The 19023-nt window shown below is 64.8% G+C and carries 17 protein-coding genes and 1 pseudogene; 15 read left to right on the forward strand and 3 right to left on the reverse strand.

Annotated features, from left to right (window positions below):
• Nucleotides 1-7 precede the first annotated feature (7 nt).
• From N7L95_RS08355 to N7L95_RS08415, 13 genes and pseudogenes are all read left to right on the forward strand, one after another.
• Nucleotides 8-940, forward strand: coding sequence for a hypothetical protein (locus N7L95_RS08355; protein WP_301259359.1), 933 nt, complete (start codon nucleotides 8-10; stop codon nucleotides 938-940).
• A gap of 8 nt (nucleotides 941-948) precedes the next feature.
• Entirely contained in the window at nucleotides 949-1911 is a 963-nt protein-coding gene (locus tag N7L95_RS08360) for a hypothetical protein (RefSeq protein WP_301259360.1), read from the forward strand.
• A gap of 3 nt (nucleotides 1912-1914) precedes the next feature.
• The gene (locus tag N7L95_RS08365; protein WP_301259361.1) at nucleotides 1915-3606 is read left to right on the forward strand and encodes a hypothetical protein; all 1692 of its coding nucleotides are present in this window, start codon (nucleotides 1915-1917) and stop codon (nucleotides 3604-3606) included.
• Entirely contained in the window at nucleotides 3603-4412 is an 810-nt protein-coding gene (locus N7L95_RS08370) for a phage/gene transfer agent baseplate hub protein (protein ID WP_301259362.1), read from the forward strand. Before N7L95_RS08365 ends, N7L95_RS08370 begins: the two co-directional genes overlap by 4 nt.
• Before the next feature lie 6 nt (nucleotides 4413-4418).
• Nucleotides 4419-4658, forward strand: coding sequence for a hypothetical protein (locus N7L95_RS08375; RefSeq protein ID WP_301259363.1), 240 nt, complete (start codon nucleotides 4419-4421; stop codon nucleotides 4656-4658).
• 5 nt (nucleotides 4659-4663) lie between these two features.
• On the forward strand, nucleotides 4664-4867 hold the full coding sequence (locus N7L95_RS08380) for a hypothetical protein (RefSeq protein WP_301259364.1): 204 nt from the start codon (nucleotides 4664-4666) through the stop codon (nucleotides 4865-4867).
• Nucleotides 4864-7062: a phage tail protein gene (locus tag N7L95_RS08385; RefSeq protein WP_301259366.1), complete on the forward strand. Its 2199-nt coding sequence runs from the start codon at nucleotides 4864-4866 to the stop codon at nucleotides 7060-7062. Before N7L95_RS08380 ends, N7L95_RS08385 begins: the two co-directional genes overlap by 4 nt.
• The gene (locus N7L95_RS08390) at nucleotides 7062-7412 is read left to right on the forward strand and encodes a DUF2793 domain-containing protein (protein ID WP_301259367.1); all 351 of its coding nucleotides are present in this window, start codon (nucleotides 7062-7064) and stop codon (nucleotides 7410-7412) included. The genes N7L95_RS08385 and N7L95_RS08390 overlap by 1 nt, the downstream gene beginning before the upstream one ends.
• A gap of 76 nt (nucleotides 7413-7488) precedes the next feature.
• Nucleotides 7489-7788, forward strand: a complete 300-nt coding sequence (locus tag N7L95_RS08395; RefSeq protein WP_301259368.1) for a DUF6127 family protein — start codon at nucleotides 7489-7491, stop codon at nucleotides 7786-7788.
• Nucleotides 7785-8267, forward strand: a complete 483-nt coding sequence (locus tag N7L95_RS08400) for a hypothetical protein (RefSeq protein ID WP_301259369.1) — start codon at nucleotides 7785-7787, stop codon at nucleotides 8265-8267. Before N7L95_RS08395 ends, N7L95_RS08400 begins: the two co-directional genes overlap by 4 nt.
• Before the next feature lie 139 nt (nucleotides 8268-8406).
• Complete coding sequence (locus N7L95_RS08405; RefSeq protein ID WP_301260101.1) at nucleotides 8407-8736, forward strand: HNH endonuclease signature motif containing protein; 330 nt, start codon at nucleotides 8407-8409, stop codon at nucleotides 8734-8736.
• A pseudogene (locus N7L95_RS08410) lies at nucleotides 8733-9191 on the forward strand (lysozyme); the annotation flags it as partial. The gene N7L95_RS08405 and the pseudogene N7L95_RS08410, both read left to right, overlap by 4 nt.
• 464 nt (nucleotides 9192-9655) lie before the next feature.
• Nucleotides 9656-10387 (forward strand): hypothetical protein, encoded by a 732-nt coding sequence (locus N7L95_RS08415; protein WP_301259370.1) that lies wholly within the window; start codon nucleotides 9656-9658, stop codon nucleotides 10385-10387.
• Here the strand turns inward: N7L95_RS08415 and N7L95_RS08420 are convergent.
• Entirely contained in the window at nucleotides 10296-11138 is an 843-nt protein-coding gene (locus N7L95_RS08420; protein WP_301259371.1) for an SOS response-associated peptidase, read from the reverse strand. The two genes, N7L95_RS08415 and N7L95_RS08420, sit on opposite strands and share 92 nt — an antisense overlap.
• Before the next feature lie 165 nt (nucleotides 11139-11303).
• On the opposite strand from N7L95_RS08420, the gene imuA reads away from it, so the two are divergent.
• Nucleotides 11304-12113 carry a translesion DNA synthesis-associated protein ImuA gene (imuA, locus tag N7L95_RS08425; protein WP_301259372.1) on the forward strand — a complete coding sequence of 270 codons (810 nt, stop codon included), beginning with the start codon at nucleotides 11304-11306 and terminating at the stop codon, nucleotides 12111-12113.
• A gap of 468 nt (nucleotides 12114-12581) precedes the next feature.
• Here imuA and N7L95_RS08430 read toward each other — a convergent pair whose 3' ends face one another.
• Together N7L95_RS08430 and pstS are read right to left on the reverse strand one after the other, a co-directional pair.
• Complete coding sequence (locus N7L95_RS08430) at nucleotides 12582-13544, reverse strand: Na/Pi cotransporter family protein (RefSeq protein WP_301260102.1); 963 nt, start codon at nucleotides 13542-13544, stop codon at nucleotides 12582-12584.
• 2026 nt (nucleotides 13545-15570) lie between these two features.
• A complete protein-coding gene (gene pstS / locus N7L95_RS08435) occupies nucleotides 15571-16620 on the reverse strand; it encodes a phosphate ABC transporter substrate-binding protein PstS (RefSeq protein ID WP_301259373.1) in 1050 nt (349 codons plus the stop codon).
• Between the two features lie 525 nt (nucleotides 16621-17145).
• On the opposite strand from pstS, the gene N7L95_RS08440 reads away from it, so the two are divergent.
• A complete protein-coding gene (locus N7L95_RS08440) occupies nucleotides 17146-19023 on the forward strand; it encodes a potassium transporter Kup (protein WP_301259374.1) in 1878 nt (625 codons plus the stop codon).

A 19023-nucleotide genomic window follows, 5' to 3' on the forward strand; every position in this document is an offset into this window, starting at 1 on the left:
CACCCCCATGGCTTTCGAGACCGGTGTCGCGGCGAACTACCGCGACCTGCTGGAGCGGCTGCGCACTTTCCTCACCAAGCACCCGGCGCTGCTCGCCGCGAACCAGCAATGGACGGAGCTGCGCTGGGTGTCGGACGCCACCACTCAGGAGCTGCTCCTGCGCGCGCCCGGCCTCGCTGGTGCCGACGAGATCTACTGCAGTGTGCGGTCCTACGAGAACCCCACCTCTGGCTACTACATGTGGGACCTCAATGGCGGCATCGGCTTCAGCCCGGCCGACACCTTCTACGCCCAGCCCGGCACCTTGACCGGCTGGCTGCCGATGATGAGCCTGTGGAACGAGGCGACTCCCTACTGGTTTGTTGCCAACGGCCGCCGGGTGGTGGTCGTGGCCAAGGTCTCCACGCTCTACCAGGCGGCCTACCTGGGCTTCATCCTGCCCTACGCCACGCCGGGCCAGTACCCCTATCCCTTGCTGATTGGTGGTTCCATGACCGGCCAGCGGGGGCGACGGCACAGCATCACCGGGCCGAACCACCGGCATTTTGTGGATCCGGGCGAGGACGCGCAGAACGCCAGCTCGACTGCCACCATGCTGCGGGGGCCGGCCGGCGCCTGGCTGCCGTTCCAGAACACCTACAGCTCCACGTCGGAATCCCGATACGACAGCGCCCGGCCCGTTTGGCCCGGCAGCTACAGCTACCTGAGCGTGTTTCGGGAAGCGCTGGACGGCACCTACGTGCTGATGCCCATCGTGCTGTCGCAAGGCAACTCGCCCAGCGACCACGACCTGTTTGGCGAATTGGACGGCGTCTACCAGGTCTCCGGCTTCAACAACGCCGCCGGGAACCTCATCCAAGTGAACGGCGTGGACCACCTGGTGGTGCAGAACGTGTTTCGCACTTCCGTGAGGGACTACTGGGCCTTGCGCCTGGCCTGAGGAGCGCAATGGCCTACCAAACTGGAACGGCAGCGGGTCCGACCCAGCTGCTGGACGCACTGCGGCTGTTCGCTGTTGCCAACGGCTGGCAGGAGCTGCGCTGGGGGCCGTCAGGCCCCGGCCAGCAGCTGTCGCTGCGCAAGGGCGACCTGATTTTTCACCTGCGCAGCGCGCTCGACGAAGCGCTGCGCTCGGGCTACCAGCGGGTGACCGGCATCTTCCTGCTCGGCTCCGACCAGTTCGATCCGGCCCAGCCCTGGAACAACCAGCCCGGTACGCCACGCGACCCGTCGAAGCGGATCGAGGCGGTGGGGCTGTACGAGGTCGAAGGGCCGAGCACCTATCACCTGTTCTCGGCGGAGTCACCACCGCAACTCACGATGGTCGCTGAGGTCGCGCCGGGGGTGTACCACCATCTGGCATTCGGGCAGCTCGTGAAATACGGCAACTACCCGGGCGGCGCCTTTGTGTCGGGCGCCTTCGGCTCGTCAGACGCGCTCAACGCCAGCGTCAGCGACTACATCTTCGGGGACACACAGGACCTGCATTTCGGCCTGCCGTTCAACGACTACAAGTACGCCGGTGGGAACTATGTGCGGGCGGCGGCCGATGGCTTCGACGGCTGGTGGTCGGTCTGCCAGGCGGCGCCCATCACCGGCAAGCGCGCCATCTCGATCTGGGAGGAAGGGCCGCGCAGCCCGCGCGAGACCCTGGCCAACTACTGGTGGAGCCGCACGCCGAACACGCTGAACGGCATCGCGCCGCTGTTGCCGCTTTATGTTTACCTGGAGCGGCCGGATGGGTTCTTCTCGCCTTTTGGCTACCCAGCCCACTTGCGCTACCTGAACATCACGCACCATGCACCCGCGGAGGTGTTTGCGATTGGCCCCGAACAATGGATGGCGTTTCCGGCGCATTCGAAGAACAACAAGTCCGGTGTGCACGGCTACGCCGTGCGGCTGGAGCGGTGAGCGATGGCCGCCTTCGCAGGGATCGTGGCTCCGGGCTCGGCCGTCGGAGAGCCGGTCCACTATGAGCGCGCCAGGGGCATCTCCGGCTACCGGCCGGTGCGCTACCCCTTTGCCGCCGCCGACAGCGTTTCGCCCTTGGCGGGTACCAGGGGCGAAGCTCGGCCAATCAGTGAGCCGCATCGGCGGCTGGCCGGCGTCCGGGTGCCGTCCTTCGCGGACGACTGGTACCACCGCATCCACCTGCTGCCGCCGCGGATCGACCTTGGCAATGTGATCAGCCCCATCGAGCGCCGGCTGGAGGTGTGGAATGCGCATCTCCAGGAGCAGACGGTGCTGGCCATCGAGGCCACTGGCGCAGATGGCCTGGTGCTGTCAGGGCCGCCCGCGCCACCGCTGGCCTTCGGCGCGCTCCAGTCGCGGACGTACAGCTTCTCGGCCAGCCATCGCGGGGCGCCGGTGATCAACGCCCAGTTCGCCTTCCGGTTCACCGGCGGTGGCGAGATGCGGTTGACCGTCACCGGCCGGCGAGTGGTGGTGTTTGGCATCCGGCCCGACTGGTCCGATGGCCTGACGGAGCGCTTGGAATGGCTGAGCGAGGTGCTGGAGGCACACGACGGATCCGAGCAGCGCATCCGGCTGCGGCAACTCCCGCGGCGCAGCTTCGAGTACAGCTGGCTCCTGGATGGGCAGGACGTTCGCCTGCTGGAGCACCTGCTGTTTGCGTGGGGCGCCCGCATCTACTGCCTGCCGGTCTGGACGGACGGCAGTCAACTCTTGCAGGACGTGGCGGCCGGCGGCCGCGAGCTGGTGGTGCCCAACGCCCCGCACGTCGACTACCACCCGGGTGGCATGGCGGTGCTTTGGCGCTCCGCCGTTGAGAACGAGGCCGTGGAGATCGCATCGATCGACGGCGGGGTTCTGACGCTCACCCTGGCGCTGGGCCGGTCCTGGCCGGCCGGCACCCGCGTGCTGCCGGCGCGGCTCGCCCGCTTGGAAGGAACGACCACCGTCCGGCGGGTGACGGACACGATTGCCAGCGGGCGCAGTCGGTTCACGGTGGAGGACCTGACCGCGGCGGCGGGGTCGGAAGCGGGATCCGCCTATCGCGGCTACGCGTTGTTGGATTGGCCGCCGGATTGGAGTGAAGAAATTGATGTCAGCTGGCAGCGCAAGCTCACGGTGATTGACCAGGGCACCGGCACCAGGGGCTTCGACGACGAAGCGGGCGCGCCGCAGGTCGGACGGCGTCTCACGTGGCTGCTGCCAAATCGGCCACACATCACTGCGTTCCGCCAGTGGCTGGCCGCCCGGGCGGGCCGCGTGCATCCGTGCTGGCTGCCAACGTTCACCTCGGACTTGCAGGTCAGCCGAGTGGTCGTCAGCGGCGGCTCGGGCCTGGTGGTGCTCAACACCGGCTACAGCCGTTTTGTAGCGGCCCATCCACAACGCCGCGACCTGGTGCTGCGCACGACAGCTGGCACCTTCTTCCGGCGCGTCACGGGCGCAGACGAATTGTCGGTTGAAGAGGAGCTTCTCTCTCTGGATGAGCCGCTGGACGTGACCGTAACCGTCGATCAGGTGCTGCAGGTCTCCTGGCTAGAACTGGCTCGGCTCGACCAGGACGCGGTCGAGCTGTTTTGGGAGACGGATAGCGTCGTGCGCGTTCAGCTTTCAACCCGAACCTTGCCGTCATGAACTACCTCGAGCAAGACCAATCAGCCCACGACGGGCAGCCGCAGGAGCTGTACCGATTCGCACAGGGGCACCGACGCTGGTGCTACACCTCAGGCCAAGTGGCCGTCACCTACCAGTCGGAGACCTACGAGCCGGCGCCGATCTCGCGCAGCAATATCGAGCACAGCAACGAGCTGTCGCGCAATGCGCTGGAGATCCAGGTGCCGCGGGACCTGCCGCTCGCCGCACTGTTTGTGGCCGCCCCGCCGGAGGGCGTGGTCAGCCTCACGCTGTATCGGCGGCATCTCGGACCAGGCGGCGACGCCAGCGAGTTCGTCACCTACTGGAAGGGGCGGCTGACGGTGGCGCGCCTGGCCGGCGCGGAGGCCACGCTCAAGTGCGAGCCGATCGGCTCGTCCTTAAAGCGGCTGGGCCTGCGGGCCCGGTACCAGATCGCCTGCCGTCACGTCCTGTATTCGCCCGCTTGTGGAGTGGCCAAGGATCGGTTCAGGGTGGAGGGCCAACTTGACCGGATCGCTGGCACCTCGGTCCGGGTCGCTGCGGCGGCGGAGCGGGAGAACGGCTATTTCGTCGGCGGCTACCTACAGTGTGCTGTTGGCGCCCGCATGGTGACCGGCCACAGCGGTGGCGAGCTGACCCTCACCGCGCCAGTGGTGGGCCTGCTCCCTGGTGAGCGGGTCCAGCTCTACGCGGGCTGCGACCACTGGACCACCCACTGCCGCGACCGATTCCAGAACCTGGACAACTTCGGCGGCTTCCCCTTCATCCCCTGGAAGAACCCGTTCTCGGGCGACGCCATCGTCTGATTCTCCATGTGGCCTCAACTCATTGCCTGGATCGCAACGACGGTCCTGTCGGCGCTGCTCGCGCCTAAACCCAAATCGCAGGAAGCGCAGCCGGGCCAGATCGGCGACAAGGACCTGCCCATCGCATCGCAGGACGCGCCCATCCCGGTGCTGTTCGGCACCCGGGTGATCTCCGGCCCGAACGTCGTCTGGTACGGCGACGTGCAGGTCAAACCCATCAAGAAGAAGGGAGGCGGCAAGAAGTGACGGAGGTGATTGCCAAGCTGGAACACGCCCGGCAGCTGGGCTACTGCGCCCGCGGCATGCGGCGCTGGTTTGAAGGTCGGGAACGGTCTTGGGCCGAGTTTGTGGAGCACGGCGTGCCGGCGCGCTGGCTGCGCGAGAGCGGGGACGCCCTGGCGAAGCGGGTCGCTGAGCAGGCAGAGCAGGTGGCAGCAGAGGAGCGTCATCGATGAGTGGCGGCGGCAGCAAGAAGAAGGTCACCGTCGGCTACTGGTACGGGCTTGGCGCACAGCTGGCGCTGTGCCATGGGCCGGTGGACGCCATCACCGAGATCCGGGTTGGCGAACGAGTCGCTTGGTCGGGAGAAGCAACGGGCAACACCACGTTGGGGATCCACCAGCCCGGCCTGTTCGGCGGCGAAGAGCGAGAAGGCGGCGTCGATGGCGCGGTCGAAGTGCTGATGGGTGGCCCCGACCAGGGACGCAATGCCTACCTTCAGGAGCAGCTGGGAGCGGACATCCCGGCGTTTCGCGGCATCGTCTGCCTGGTGCTGCGCCGCGTGTGGGTCGCAGCGATGAACCCGTACATCAAGCCGTGGTCGGTCCGCGCGCGGCGCATGCCGCGCGGGTGGTACACCTCACATGCGGCGATCGGTGCCGACGCCAACCCGGCGCACATCGTCCGAGAGTGCTTGACCAACGCCGATTGGGGCATGGGATATCCGGCGGTGGACATGGACGATGCCAGCTTCCGTGCCGCTGCCGACACACTGTACGCCGAAGGGTTCGGGCTCTCACTGCTGTGGAGCCAGGAAGAGACCATCGAGAGCTTTGTGCTTTCCGTGCTAAAGCACATCGACGGTGTGCTCTTCGTGCACCCGCGCACCGGCCTGTTTGTGCTCCAGCTCGCTCGAGCGGGCTATCAGCTGGACCGGCTGCAGGTGTTCGATCCCTCGAGCGTCCTGCGCATCGAGGAGTTCACCCGACCCTCCTGGGGCGAGACGGTCAACCAGGTGACCGTGGTGTACCGCGATGCGGCCAGCGACAAGGATGCCTCGGTCACGGTGCAAGACGTGGCGGCGGTGCAGCTCAATGGCGGTGTGGCGGCCACGTCGATCCAGTACCCGGGTATCAGCCATGCAGCGCTGGCCAACCGCGTGGCGATGCGCGAGCTGAAGCAGCTATCCGCCAGCTTGGCGAAGTGCACTTTCATCGGCAACCGGCAGGCAGCGGGGCTGCAGATCGGGGACGTCATCAAGCTCGCGTGGCCGCCCTATGGCATCGAACAGCTGCCGATGCGAGTCGTGCGCATTGCCTACGGCGAGCTGACCAACGGTGCCGTCAGGGTCGACTGCGTGCAGGACGTCTTTGGCTTGCCACAGTCGGTCTACTTGGCGCCGCCGTCGTCCGGCTGGAGGGAGCCGACCAGTGAACCGCAACCCTGCCCGCAGCAGCTGCTGTTCGAAGTGCCGTACTGGTGGGTGGTGCAGGACCTGACCGGGGAGTCGGACAGCCGGCTCGGCGACATCGACGAGCTGGACGGGCTGGTGGCCGCCTGCGGCACGCGGCCGAGTGGCGATGCGTTCGGCATTAAGGTGTTCGCACGGCTGTCGGGTGGATTCGAGGAGAAGGGCTCAGGCAGCTTCACGCCATCAGCAGTCCTGGCGGATGCGCTTCCACAATCAGCCGCCCAGGTTCGAGTGCCACTGGTATGGGCAAGCGATCTCGTGGAGGTGGCGCCGGGCGGCCTGGCTCTGGTCAACGCCGAGTGGCTCAAAGTCGCTGACGTGGAGGCGGCCTCGCCCGCGGTGGTGCTGGAGCGCGGCTTGTTGGACACCGTTCCAGGCCACCACCCGGCCGGCAGCCGCCTCTGGTTTGTGGAAGAAGGCCGGCACTACCTGCAGCCGGAGTACGTGGCCGGCGAGACAGTGCGAGCGAAGCTCCTCACCCAGACGCCTCGCGGCACGCTGCCGGCCAATGTGGCGACCGAAATCCGCCTGCAGCTGAACAAGCGGTTCATCCGGCCCTACTGTCCAGGGCGCCTGCAGGTGAACGGCCGCGCGTACCCGGTGGCCGTGGCCGGCCCGATCTCGGTGAGCTGGGCGACCCGCAATCGCCGCAGCCAGACCGCCTACCTGGTGCTGCAGGCCGAGGGCAGCGTGACGCCGGAGGCGGGCCAGACCACCACCGTGCGCTTCTATGGCGAGACCGGCCGGCTGTGCCGAACGATGACCGGCCTCATTGGAGACAGCGTCACTTGGCCGCTGGCGCAGGAGCTGGCGGATTCTGGCCTGGGGCGGGTCAATGGGCGGCTGCGCATCGAGGTCGAGGCAGCGCGTGACGGCCACACGTCCTGGCAGCACCACAACATCGAGTTCGAGCGGGCGGGCTACGGCATGCACTACGGCAAGTTCTATGGAGGCGCGTGATGCCGATGACCGATCCGAACCTGGGCCTGAGCTACGGCTGGACCCAGGGTGAGCACAACTGGAATGGCGGCATGGACGCCAATTTGAAGCGGCTGGGCGCGATCCTTGGTCTCTCGGTGAAAGACCGGGACCTGGCGGCGCCACCCGTCTCCCCGACCGAGGGCGACCGGTACCTGATTCCTGCGGCCGGCACCGGCGCCTGGGCCGGCAAGGCCGGGCAGATTGCCGTGCGCATCGGCGCCAGTTGGGAATACCACAGCCCTCGCCCGGGCTGGCTTTGTTTCATCGAGGACGAAAACGTCCTCGCCGTTTGCAAGTCCACCGGCTGGAGCCCCGGCCTGCCGGTGTGACGCGTCCCCTCGCCTGCCCTTCCCTTCCTGTACACAACCCGCCCTTGAGGCGGGTTGTTTCGTTCTGGAGATCCACGTGAGCGATCCGACCAAGCCTTCCCTCGTGAACAACATGCTGGTCCTCAGCAAGGAGGACTTCGACGACCTGCTGGACCGCGCGGCCGAGCGCGGCGCCGAGCGGGTCCTGGCCCACCTGGGCCTCGAGAACGGCCACGCCGCCCGCGACATCCGAGAACTGCGGGACCTGCTTGAAGCCTGGCGGGATACCCGCCGCACCGCCTGGCGCACGGCCGTGAAGGTGCTCACCACCGGCCTGCTGGTTGCGCTGCTGATCGGGGCGTCCGTCAAGTTCAACCCCTGGGGAGGCAGCCAATGATCGAGACGCTGCTGGGCGGCCTGCTCGGTGGCGCTCTCCGGTTGGCACCCGAGCTGCTGAAGTGGCTCGACCGGGCCGGCGAGCGCCGGCACGAGCTCGCCATGCAGGACAAGGCACTTGCATTCGAACAGCTGCGCGGTGCACAGCGCATGGCCGAGATCGGCGCAGCGGCCGACGCCGCCTGGGGCGTCGGCGCAATGCAGGCCTTGAAGGAAGCGGTGGCCGCGCAGGGCCAGCTGTCCGGCGTCAAATGGGCCGACGCGCTGTCTACCAGCGTCCGCCCGGTCATCACCTACACGTTCATGGGCCTGTATTGCACCGTCAAGGCCGCCGTGCTCGTGGCTGCATTGAACGCCGGCACAAGTTGGCAGCTGAGCATCCCGCAGATCTGGACCGAGGGGGACCAGGCACTGTGGGCCGGCGTGCTGAATTTCTGGTTCATTTCGAGGGCCTGGGAGCGTCGAAATGGCCGGGCGTAAGGGGCGGCAGCCCCGACCTCTCGCCGAGCGTTTCTGGGAAAAAGTGCAGCGGCATGGAGACGACGAGTGCTGGCTCTGGATCGGCTCGATCGACACGCGAGGCTACGGCAGTATCGGAGCGGACGGTGGCAAGCCGCTCATGCGCGCACACCGAGTGGCGTATCAACTGGAGGTCGGCCCAATCCCAAAGGGGCTGGTCGTCTGCCATTGCTGCGACAACCGGGCCTGCGTCAATCCGCGTCACCTCTTCGTCGCAACCCAACGCGAGAACGTACTGGACATGGTGCGTAAAGGGCGCCGCCGTTGGCCCGCGGGTGAGTGTCACCCGCGTGCGCGTCTCACCTCCGAACAGGTCTTAGCGATCAGGCGGGACACTCGATCTTCCAGCCAGATTCGTGCTGAGTACAAGATCTCGAAGTCAACGCTGAGCGATCTTCGACATCGAAAATCGTGGAGGCATCTAACGTGATCCAGGTGCCGCCGCAGGCTGTCGAGCTGGCCAAGCGCTTCGAGGGCTTCCACCGAGTTCCGACGCAGGACTCCCTTCGCCGCGCCCACCCCTACATCTGCCCTGCTGGATATCACACCATCGGTTTCGGGCATCTGTGCCGACCGGACCACTCGCCGATCACCGAGGCGGAGGGTGAGGCCTATCTGATGCAGGACCTGGCCCAGGCGCTCCAGGCGACGCTGCGCTACTGCCCAGTCCTCGCCGCCGAGCCGGCGGGCAGGCTCGCGGCCATCGTCGATTTCACCTTCAACTTAGGCGCGGGACGGCTTCAAACGTCGACCCTGCGCCGTCGGCTCAACGAGCGCGCCTGGCTGGCTGCGGCGGAGGAGCTGCGCCGCTGGGTCTACGGCGGAGGACGGGTCCTGCCAGGACTGGTGATCCGCCGAGAAGCCGAGGCTCAACTTCTACGCCATCGCAGCGGAGTGCTGCCAGGGACCTCGCTGCAAGCTGTGCCGCTACCGCCACGCACCACGTCCGCGGCGCCCCGTGGTGATCTTCTCCATCACTAAGGCGACAAGCCGGTCAGAGGGAATATCAACCGCGTCGGCCACCGCGAAAAGCGTTGACACGGTAGTTCCCCAAGATCCCTCGCTCCAACGGGCTGGCCTGATTGAGATGAAGGCCGGCTCTCAGTGCTAGGTCGATCTGTGTCAGGCCACTCCGTCGCCGCAGCTCATCACAACGCTGTTATGCCGGCATCCAGTTCTACGCCGGGACGATCGGCAACACCGCAAACGGGCTGATGGCTGCGGCCCGCACGGTGACTGGCGAAAGCGAACTTCCTTCAACCCAACCATGCATGTCCTCCCCCCTGGATGGGGGGCAACGGTACGCGAATACCGCCTAGACTTGAATGGGGAGCGATTCAGCAGTCGGTTTGCGCTTCCGCATCCTGCTCTGCCGCTCGATCCGCTTGCATGGTGCGCCCGAGGAGAGCGTGCAGCAGTCGCCAAACTGGAGGTGCATGATGGAAACCGGTCACCGTTTGATGCTCGCGCTTGGCATGCTGGCAGGGTCGGCAGGCCTGTGCGCCAATCCCCTTCCTCCCGGTGGGTCCGTGTGGCTGCCGGACTCCCATCCTCAGATCGTCGGCACTTGGATCGACTCGTCAAGCGACTCGTTCTACCTGACCGAATACGTGGGCGGAAGCGAGCCTTGGCGAAACCTGAACGGAAGTGTGGAAACGGTGGTGACCCGGTCGACCACCGACAACACGTTGAATTTCTACTGGAGGGTCACGCTCAACTCAGGTTCTGATGTGCCGGCCAACAACTTCTTCTCCTTCTCTGTCGAGAACTTTCTGCATACCGCCTTTTCCTTTGATGTTGGATGGGTCCCGGACAACGGAGCATCGCTGCAATCGGTCTCGCGCATTGGGACACTCTCTGGCGGCTGCACTTTGCAAGCCGACTGTGCCGTCTTCGACTTTCCCTCCTATAGCCAGCCATTCAGCGGCACGTCTTGGTTCTTCCTCGACACTGATGCAACCCAATACGATCGGGGAGGCCATGTTGTGGTCAAGGACGGCATGGCAATTGATTCGCCTCCGGTGATCTCGACGTTCCGGCCAGTGAGCGGCGCCTCAAGCACATCAGTTCCGGCTCGATAGCTCCATGGTGCTCGCTGCTGCTGGATGACGGCGGCACACACTGCCCGCGCATCGGCGGCAAGGGGAATGGACGGCGGGACTGCTTCAGGGCAACGCTTGTGTACCCTTCGCAGGGAGCGGCGCCGGGCCTTCTGCGAGACCGCTGGCCGGATACAAGGTCAGCAGGGAACGTGCTTGCTGCGATGGCGCTTCCAGCCACTGTGCATAGGCGTTTTCGGAGAGAACCGCCATCATCCGCTTCTCCTCGCCTGGCTTGTGCATCCGCCGCATGAGGGGATGGGCATTGGCGTTGACGATCAGCGCCGTGAAGGGTGATCAGTTCCTCGCCGTCCTGATCCTTCGGGCGCCACCGCTCCCACAGGCCGGCGATGCCCATCGGAGCCCCGTCGGTACGCCAAAAGCGCCAGCGCACGTGCTGGCCGCTTTCCCAGTTCGGTTCGAAGAAGCTCTCCATCGGGATGATGCAGCGCTGGCCGCGTTTCCAAGCATCCCGGTAGGAGGCCTTGCTCTCCACGTCCTCGCTGCGCGCATTGACGGTGGACCACCCAATCTTCGGCGCCTTGGCCCACCACGGCAGCAGGCCCCAGGTCGCGGCGATCGACTGCAACCCGAGGTCGATGCGCTCGGCATCTCGCCGGACGATCGGCCCCTGATAGCGCGGCCACAGCTCCGGCTTCCAGTCCTCGCTTTGCAGCCCAATGCCAAACGCAGCGAGCAGCCGCGGATTGCTGCGAACCGGGACGTAGCTCACGCACATGTGCTCACCTCACTGAAGATGTGAAATGCTGCGCCGCAACAGCGGCCAACCCTCTGGCCAGGGAACGCGTGCGGTTCTTCTGGCGATGAGTGTGTAGGCATCGGCCTGACTCGACAAGGACGGGGCGGTGAGATACTGTATATATAAACAGGTATCCGCATGTCTGCCGCCGCTCCCTCTCCCTCACGTGTGCCTGCCGACCGGTGTGCCGAGACCGTTCTGGAATCACTCGATCCAGCGATCGAGTGTTCACTGTGGCGCGGCACCGAGCTGTCGTGCGGCGAGCAGCGCACTGTGAGTACCGGCTTCGAGGGCCTGGATGCTGAACTACCGGGTCGGGGTTGGCCCTTGGGCGCGGTGACAGAAATCCTGCAGCCGCAGGCCACTCTGGCGGAATGGCGACTGCTCGGGCCGGGACTGCGCCAGCTGGCGACCGCAGAGCGTCCCTTGTGGCTGGTGGGGGCGCCCCATGCGCCCTACTGTCCCGGGCTGCGTTTGGCTGGCCTTCCTGAAACCCACTTGATTCGGGTGCGTGTCGACATCCCGGCTGAGCGGCTGTGGGCAACCGAGCAAGCGGTCAAGGCCGACGGTCTGGGTGCCGTGCTGGCTTGGCTGCCCCAGGTGCGGCCGGCGCAAATCCACCGATTGCAAGCCTGTGCAGCTCAAGCCGACATGCCCATCTTCTTGATGCGGCCGGAGCTTGCCCTGCGTGATGCTTCTGCAGCGCCACTGCGGCTGGTGGTATCTCTCGGTGACGCATGGACGTTGCACGTGCAGATCGCAAAGCGCCGCGGCCCAGTTCATGAAGGTCAGTTATCGCTTCCCGCTGTGTCGCCTCAGTTGGCACGGCTCGCAGCGGCCCGCTTGCAGTCCATGGGCCATAGTTTCATGGAAAGCCACCGGGTTGCGTCAGCTGCCACTGCTTCTCCTTACCCCGCGCTTGTCACCGACCATGCTGTTGCCGAGTGAGCCCGGTGCTCAAGGTAGTGTTCCTGCCTTCAACCTCCGCTCCGGCCGGCAGCAGACGTCAACGTGTGCGCCGCCGGGTCAACGAGCGCAAGCAGGCTGGCCGCCGCAGAAGAGTTGCGCTCCTGGGTATATGCCAAGGGACGGGCATTTGCGAGTCTGGTGGCGCGAGGAGATGCCGACGCCCGCTGGGGTTCTGTCCAGGCGCGGCGCGACCTGTGTCCTCCCCCTCAGCACTCCCGAGCATGCGGCCTTGCCGGATCGCGGTGGGGGCACCTTCCGCAATGCCGAGAAGGTGGCGGGCTGATCTGTGCGAGAAGGGCTACCCGGGCCGGCCAGGGTCAGTGCGGCGACGCATGGCGGGGTAGAGCCGCAGCGGCCCTTGACAGCGACTACGGTGCGCTCCTTGGAGCAACCAACATTCGTCTTTGAGCAAACGGACCGATGGCGCCTCGGGATGAGTGGCGGCTGCTACGTTTCAGCGGCAGGGCTCAGCCGCGCCTCTGACGGTTTTGGTTCAGGCACCAGCCGCACCAGCATTCGGGCTACGGCACGGGTGCCGCCAATGAATATGAGCGCTCCGAGCACATTGAACGCGACATGTGCATTGGCGATCTGCTGCGCGGCGTCGTGCGCCGAAGCTCGGGCCAAAGCTGTGAGCGGCTCCAACAGGGCCACCCCGGCGGCGGCCGTCGTCAGGTTGAAGCCGAGATGGAAGACGCCAGCCCTGATGGCTGCAGCCGACCGGCCGAGGGTGGCCAATAGGGTGTCGGCGCAGGTGCCGATCTCCGCCCCCAGCATGAGCGCCAAGCCGGCCTCCAGGCCGATGAGTTGCTGGCTGGCCAGGGTGATGACGATGGCCATCATCGCAGAGGAGGACTGAATCGCCACGGTGGCGGCCGCACCCACCAATACACCCATCACGGGGTCGGAGAAGCCTTTCAGCCAGTGCTTGACCATATCACTTTGGCCCAGTGGCTCCATCGCATGCCCGATCGTGGTCAGCGCAAACAGAATGGCGCCCATGTAGAAGACCGGCTCGCTCCAGTGAGCACCTCGACGGTGGCGGGTAAGAAATTGACCCGCCAGGCCAAGGATCAGAAGCACAGGCGCATAAAGGTCGACATTGAGTGCGAAGACCTGGCTGGAGAAAGTGGTGCCGATGTTGCTACCCAGGATCACGGGCAGGCTTTCGGCGAAGCCGATCAGCTGGGCGTCCACGAGTGCGATCACGAGGATGATGGTGGCTGATGACGAATCCAGCACAACGGTCGCCGCTGTGCCGGAAAGCAGCCCTGCTGCCCGGCGACCCGCGGCTCGCTTCAGCATGGACTTCAACCGGTCGCCCGCGACCTCCTGGAGGCTGATCGCCAGACGGGCAATCGCCCACAGAAACAGGGCCAGGCCGGCCGCAAAAGTCGCCCCCATCGCCACCCAGTCCAACTCACCTCCTCGAGTGCTTGCCGCTGCGGCACTGCTGCTCAAGGGGAGAAGAAGCAGCGAGACGGTCGCACCCACCTGAAGCGCTTGCTGTGCATCTCGATACAGTGGCCTTGTCATGATGCGTTGCTCCCTCTCCAAATGGTCGCCCAAGGCGGCAACGCTAGAAAGGCCGTGTGACGACATCGCGACAGACTTGGTTCGCCTTGCGGTCTCCTGTGAAGACGCAGAGCAAGCGTTTGCCTCGTCTGCGCGTCCTCACAGCGCGGTCAGGTGAGCGCAGCAAGGGCTGCGCCTTCGAAAGACTGGCACAGCCCTCGGCGGTGTGGAGGCCGCAGAGACGGCGACGCACGGCTGGCTCTTGAAAGGTCACCGGTGCGATCCCTCCTTTCAGCTCATGTTGCTGGCAGCTGCGCGTATGCGCGGAGAGGTCCCTCGGCAAGGATCACCCGAGGTGCCATTACTGCCAGGCGCTGCCCGGAGCCGAATCACTGGAAAGACGGTATCTCTGCTGCCCACCGACCGAAATGGCTCGAGGCCGATGTACAAATGTCATCTGGCATTTGGAGGAGACGAGTTTGAGCATCAACGAGCGCCGTGCGAGCACGCGCAAGCTGTTGCGGGTGCCTGTGGTCTTGCAGCTATTGTCCGGGGAGCGACTGGAGGGCCGGATGCTGGACGTCAGCGGTGGCGGCCTGAGCGTTACGGTAACAACCGATCCCCGTGTGGGGACGCAGTGCCGCGTGTTCAATTACCTTGCCGCTCGACGACTCGCGGCATGCAGTCAACTGCCATGCCCCTGTGGTCCACGCCATTCTTCCAAATGAGCTTGGCTTCGATGTGGGCCTAAAGGTCAATCAGATGCATGCCGATTTTCAGGCGAAATTGGAGAAGTACTTGCGTCAATGACGCGGCTATGCGGTCCTTGAAACTGAGTGCTCAGCAAGGACGTGAAGTCACCAGCGATCCGTTGGCTCAAATGGAGATACTTCGACCAATCCGCGTTCGAGCAAACGCTGGATAACCGGTCGCACATCCTCCGTGCAGAGGCCTAGATCTAGCAGAGGACGCAACTGGGTATAGCCGTTCACCACGCCGAGAAAACGACGCTCTTCCCGGGACAATGAACCGGGCGCCGACACGAGGATTCGCTGCCCCAAGACAGTGCGGCGGTAGACCGTTTCATCGGCGAAGGAATCTGACCTATTCACGTCGAGATCCTGTCATCGATTCGTCACCTGAAAAGACTAGCAGACGAAAGCGGAAGGCACTGCAATTCCTTTGCTTGTAACGCGGAAGTCCTGCCATCGCATCTCTCGACTGGCCGTCAATTCATGCAGTTGACACTCTCTTCCCCGATAGTTATTCGCGGCAAGTGAAGTGAATCATCTCGGAGTGCAGGAGCATCGAACATGCGGGCGGGCATACGGAAAGAATGGGTCCAGCGGGCGGTGAGTCGCTACCGCGAGCGGCGCCCTTGGCTGGGAGAGCAGGTGGCCACAGAGATCGCCAGCCTGTTGTGGAGAAGTGATGGCTCTGTCGTCGCACCCGAACAAGCAGTCGACATCCACATCGAACAGTGGGACCAGCTCGTCGAGTCCCTCAGCGCATGACGCGGGCTGGAGTGTCCAGCCTATGCCGGTGTGTTCCAGGTCGCGTTCACCCGCCAGCGATGGGCACTACAGAGCCGCCTCCCGGCGACCACCATCTTGGGGACCATGATGACGCGGGGCCAGTCCACCATTCACGTGAAGCTGCCGCCCCCAGTGCTTGGCTGCATCCTGGACCGATTCTGCGCGGCTGCCGGCTTGCGTCCGAGACCTGCGGCATTCATTGAAGACGACGAGGGTCGCTTCCATGTGACGCTAGGCCGTCATGCGTTCTGTGGCGAGTTCGATGCCGCTTGCCGGTGGCTCAACGAAGAACTCCGGCGCTTGGGCAGCGCATGCCCGCGGTGCTAGGGGCGCCGCGTGTCCGGCACGACGGCAGCTGCCGTGGCCACCATGGTCCGAGAGGCTGTCTACCGCAGTACTCCCAACACGTCGGAGCCGTCCTGCGGGCGGATCTGCTGAAAACGCTGCAGCACCCGCGCCTGCACGGTCGTGGGCAGGGGCGCAAAACCGGTGCCATCAAGGAGCTTGTCGCCCTTCATGAAGCTACCGTAGAAGAAGCGCAAGGTGTTGCGCGCTGCTGTAGCTGAAGGCGGCTGTGCGTCCAGTAGCACGTAAGTCGCTTGGGTGATGGGCCAGCTCTGCGGGCCGGCTTGATCAAGCAATGAGGGCTCGTTGTCGGTGGCGCTCGCAAAACCCGAAGCCGTTACGGCAGCCCGGAAAGCCGCTGGAGAGGCATCGACATAGTTGCCCGCACGATTCTGCAATTTCACTGGCCGCAACTGATCCATGTCGACCCTGTCAAACGACGTGTAGCCGATGCCGCCAGGCGTGTTGCGAATCGCCTTGCTCATGCCGTCGCTGCCTTCGACCCGTATGACCTCACCCGGCCAAGCCGGTTGCAGCGATGGCACCACGGCAGCAGCGAACTTGGCGGACACCATGCCGAGGTAACGCGTATACGATTCACTGCTGCCGGATGCATCCGCCCGCACGACCCGTCGGATCGGCAGCGCTGGCAGCACGAGGCCACGGTTCAGGTCAGCGATGCGGGCATCATTCCAGACCCGGACCTCACCCTGCATGATGGCAGCGAGCACCGGACCGGTCAGCTGCAGACGCTGGCCGCCGGCAATTTCCAGTTGGACCACAGGAACCAGGCCGCCCACCATGGTCGGGAACTGGATCAGGCGATCCTTGCTCAGCTTCTGGACGTCCAGTGGCGAATCGCTGGCGCCAAAGTCGATGCGCCGGGCTGCCATCTCGCGCACACCGGCACCTGAACCGGTTGCGGCATAGCTGACGCGTACCCCTGATTCACGCGCAAAAGCCTCGCCCCACCGGCTGTACACCTTTGCAGGAAAGCTAGCACCCGCGCCGCGGACCTCGGGCTCGGCCGCTGTAGCGCCCATGGTAGAGAGAACGAGGGCGGCACCGACCCCTAGGAAGGCAAATCTCATATGCATTTACTTACTTCACAGCAAAACCGCGCGCATGGTAGCGGTTCCCCTGTGATTCGTCTGTGCGTTCCTCACGCTCTGACGGGCGCTGCAGTGGGAGCCGGTGCCTAGCGCGCTGGGCACTGCACGGCAGCGGTTGACGTCTACTGAATCGCCCCGGGATGAACTGCCCCTTGAAGTTGTTCGAGCTTCTAGCGGTCGGTTCAAATGCGGGGCGGTCCCACGAACTCCCGCGGCGACCTTCTTGCCCTGCGGCGATCGGAGCCAGCGGTGCAAGTGCAAATTCACCGATCCGGAAGCGTCGCGCCGTCGCCCCGCGGCCCGGCCAAGAAGGCGTCACGCGCAACAGCTGACGCATTCAGGCACAACACCGCCCGGCAGTCGTCTCAACTCCCCTTCCGCAGGTGGGCGCGGTGTATCTTCACTCGCGGGAGCATCAATGCGCTCCGTCCCGTCTGAGGCAGCAAACCGAGGTGCTGCAGCCGTGCACAATGCGTGCTGCCTTTTGCCCACTAGGCCATTTCGATGTCAGATTCGAATACTCACAAAAATCTTGCCGCTCTGACGCTCGGCGCACTCGGCGTTGTCTACGGGGATATCGGCACGAGCCCCCTGTATGCACTCAAAGAGATATTCCATGCCGGCCATGTCCCGCCCACACCGGACAACATCCTCGGCGTCCTGTCACTGATCTTCTGGACGATGACGGTGATCGTCTCGTTGAAGTACGTGCTGCTGATCCTCAGGGCCGACAACAATGGCGAAGGTGGACTGATCGCCATGCTCGCCCTCGCGACGACCGCGGTGAAGGACAAGCCACGGTTGCGCGAAGTGCTGCTGCTCGCCGGATTGTTCGGGACGGCGGTGTTCTACGGCGACGGGGTCATCACACCCGCAATCTCGGTGTTGTCCGCCGTCGAGGGATTGCAGGTCGTCGCCCCGCCGCTGAAATCCTACGTCTTGCCCGTCACCCTGCTGGTGCTCACCGGGCTTTTCGTCGTCCAACGTTTCGGCACCGGTGGCATCGGGCGGTTCTTCGGCCCGGTCACCCTAATGTGGTTCACAGTGTTGATTGCGCTCGGCCTGCCCCATGTGCTGAGTGCCCCAGGCGTGCTCAAGGCGCTGAACCCGCTGTACGCGCTGGAGTTCTTCCTGCATTTCAAGGCCACGGCGTTCGTGGCGCTCGGGGCCGTGATCCTGGTCGTCACCGGCGGCGAAGCGCTCTATGCCGACATGGGCCACTTTGGCAAGCGGCCGATTCGCCTCGCCTGGTATGGACTGGTGATGCCTGCTCTCGTGGTCAATTACTTCGGACAGGGGGCCCTGCTGTTGCAGCAACCCACTGCGGTGGACAACCCGTTCTACAAGATGGCGCCGGACTGGGCCGGCGTGCCCTTGGTCATCCTGGCGACGGCGGCCACGGTGATCGCATCGCAGGCATTGATTTCAGCGGCGTTCTCCGTCACGAAGCAGGCGATCCAGCTCGGCTTTCTGCCGCGGATGCAGGTGCTGCATACGTCCGCCAGTGACGTCGGCCAGATCTACGTGCCGTTCATCAACTGGGGACTGTACGTACTGATTGTGCTGGCCGTGGTCCTCTTCGAGACGTCCACCAGCCTCGCCTCCGCGTACGGCATTGCGGTCGCCTTGGACATGACGATCACCACGATCATGACCTTCTTTGTGGTCCGCTACGGCTGGCGTTACCCGTTGTGGCTGGCCATCGGTGCGACGGTGTTCTTCTTTGTTATCGACGTCGCGTTTTTCGCCTCCAACATGCTCAAGCTGTTCCACGGCGGCTGGTTCCCGCTCATGATTGGTGCCGCCATGTTCGCGCTGATGCTGACGTGGAGGGACGGGCGGGAGATCCTGAGTGAGAAGCTGAGAACGTCTTCCACGGGGTTGAAGGAGTTCCTGGACTCGGTCTTCCTGGGGGAGCCGGTCCGCGTGCCCGGTACAGCCGTCTTCCTTACCGCGGAAGAGGACATTGCACCGAATGCGCTGCTGCACAATCTGAAGCACAACCAGGTGCTCCATGCGCAGAACCTATTCGTGACCGTACGGCATCATCAGGTCCCGGTGGTCGCCCCAGAGCGTCGCCTTGTGATCGAATCGCTGGGCAGGGATTGCTGGAAGCTCGTCCTTCACTTCGGCTTCAAGGAAGAGACGGACGTGCCGCAGGCTCTATGCCAGCTTGGTCAGCATGGTGTCGAGCTGGACGAGATGCGAACGTCCTACTTCCTGTCCCGCGAACTGGTGCTTCCCAAGTTCGGCAACGCAGGGATGGCGATGTGGCGCGAGAAGCTGTTCGCCAACCTCCATCACAACGCGTCCGGGGCTGCTGACTTTCTGTGTCTGCCGCCCAACCGTGTTGTCGAGGTCGGTGCACAGGTCGAGATCTGA

Source organism: Eleftheria terrae (assembly GCF_030419005.1).
GTDB lineage: Bacteria > Pseudomonadota > Gammaproteobacteria > Burkholderiales > Burkholderiaceae_C > Caldimonas > Caldimonas terrae.

Bases quoted from the DNA above. Each gene is read 5' to 3' on its own strand.
- N7L95_RS08355 (WP_301259359.1), top strand. From the start codon at position 8: ATGGCTTTCGAGACCGGTGTCGCGGCGAACTACCGCGACCTGCTGGAG.
- N7L95_RS08360 (WP_301259360.1), top strand. From the start codon at position 949: ATGGCCTACCAAACTGGAACGGCAGCGGGTCCGACCCAGCTGCTGGAC.
- N7L95_RS08365 (WP_301259361.1), top strand. From the start codon at position 1,915: ATGGCCGCCTTCGCAGGGATCGTGGCTCCGGGCTCGGCCGTCGGAGAG.
- N7L95_RS08370 (WP_301259362.1), top strand. From the start codon at position 3,603: ATGAACTACCTCGAGCAAGACCAATCAGCCCACGACGGGCAGCCGCAG.
- N7L95_RS08375 (WP_301259363.1), top strand. From the start codon at position 4,419: ATGTGGCCTCAACTCATTGCCTGGATCGCAACGACGGTCCTGTCGGCG.
- N7L95_RS08385 (WP_301259366.1), top strand. From the start codon at position 4,864: ATGAGTGGCGGCGGCAGCAAGAAGAAGGTCACCGTCGGCTACTGGTAC.
- N7L95_RS08390 (WP_301259367.1), top strand. From the start codon at position 7,062: ATGCCGATGACCGATCCGAACCTGGGCCTGAGCTACGGCTGGACCCAG.
- N7L95_RS08400 (WP_301259369.1), top strand. From the start codon at position 7,785: ATGATCGAGACGCTGCTGGGCGGCCTGCTCGGTGGCGCTCTCCGGTTG.
- N7L95_RS08405 (WP_301260101.1), top strand. From the start codon at position 8,407: ATGCGCGCACACCGAGTGGCGTATCAACTGGAGGTCGGCCCAATCCCA.
- imuA (WP_301259372.1), top strand. From the start codon at position 11,304: ATGTCTGCCGCCGCTCCCTCTCCCTCACGTGTGCCTGCCGACCGGTGT.
- pstS (WP_301259373.1), bottom strand. From the start codon at position 16,620: ATGAGATTTGCCTTCCTAGGGGTCGGTGCCGCCCTCGTTCTCTCTACC.
- N7L95_RS08440 (WP_301259374.1), top strand. From the start codon at position 17,146: ATGTCAGATTCGAATACTCACAAAAATCTTGCCGCTCTGACGCTCGGC.